We start from the raw sequence: 1049 nt of genomic DNA, 5'->3' as shown, positions 1-1049 counted from the left end.
CAGGTTGTTGTTTGTGATGGTTCAGCAGCAGAGTATGACCGTCTCGTAAAAATTTGTGTAGACGCTGGTCTTGCTACTCCATTGGCTAAAAAACCTCACAGCTACCTTTTCCGCTCAGATCCTTCTGACGTAGCACGTGTTGAAAAAAGAACATTCATTGCAGCAAAAACTCAGGAAGCTGCTGGTCCTACAAACAACTGGATCGACCCAGTAGAACTTAAAGCTACAATGAAAGGCCTTTACAAGGGATGTATGCACGGACGCACAATGTACGTTATTCCGTTCTGCATGGGACCTCTCGGCTCTCCAATCGCAAAATACGGTATTGAGCTTACAGATTCAGAATATGTTGTTTTGAACATGGACATTATGACACGCGCAGGCGAGAAAGTTTGGCCATATCTTGATGACAACTTTGTTCCTTGCTTGCACTCAGTCGGAAAGCCGCTTGAGAACGGCGCAAAAGACAACGGCGTTTGGGCTTGCGCTCCAGTAGAGAAAAAATATATTTCTCAGTTCCCGGAAGAGCATCTTGTTTGGTCTTTCGGTTCTGGATACGGCGGAAACGCTCTTCTCGGAAAGAAATGCTTTGCTTTGCGCATCGCTTCTGTAATCGCGCGTGAGGAAGGCTGGCTTGCTGAGCATATGCTTATTCTTAAGCTCACTAATCCAAAAGGCGAAGTTAAATACGTTACTGGCGCATTCCCGTCAGCCTGCGGAAAAACAAACCTCGCAATGCTTATTCCTACAATCCCGGGCTGGAAAGTTGAGACAGTCGGCGATGACATCGCTTGGATGAAATTCGGAAAAGACGGACGTCTTTACGCTATCAACCCAGAAGCAGGATTCTTCGGAGTTGCTCCAGGAACTTCTGCTCAGTCTAACAAAAACGCTCTCGAGGCTGCTTCAAAGAACACAATCTTCACAAACTGCGCTCTTACAGAAGACGGAGACGTTTGGTGGGAAGGAATCGGCTATCCTGCAAAGGGCAAGCTTGTTGACTGGAAAGGCAACGTACGCGACGCTCTTCCAAAAGACAAGTCTCCTAA

At 47.0% G+C, this 1049-nt stretch carries 1 protein-coding gene; it reads left to right on the top strand.

Annotated elements, in window-relative coordinates:
• Nucleotides 1-1049, top strand: a 1049-nt coding sequence (locus B4N75_RS00190; protein WP_296706239.1) for a phosphoenolpyruvate carboxykinase (GTP), incomplete at both ends; no start/stop codon positions are given.

Origin of the sequence: Treponema sp. UBA7570, assembly GCA_002477955.1 — a bacterium.
Lineage (GTDB): Bacteria > Spirochaetota > Spirochaetia > Treponematales > Treponemataceae > Treponema_D.
Note: the sequence above shows the minus strand (reverse complement) of the source record. Positions and strands in the feature narration are given on the sequence as shown.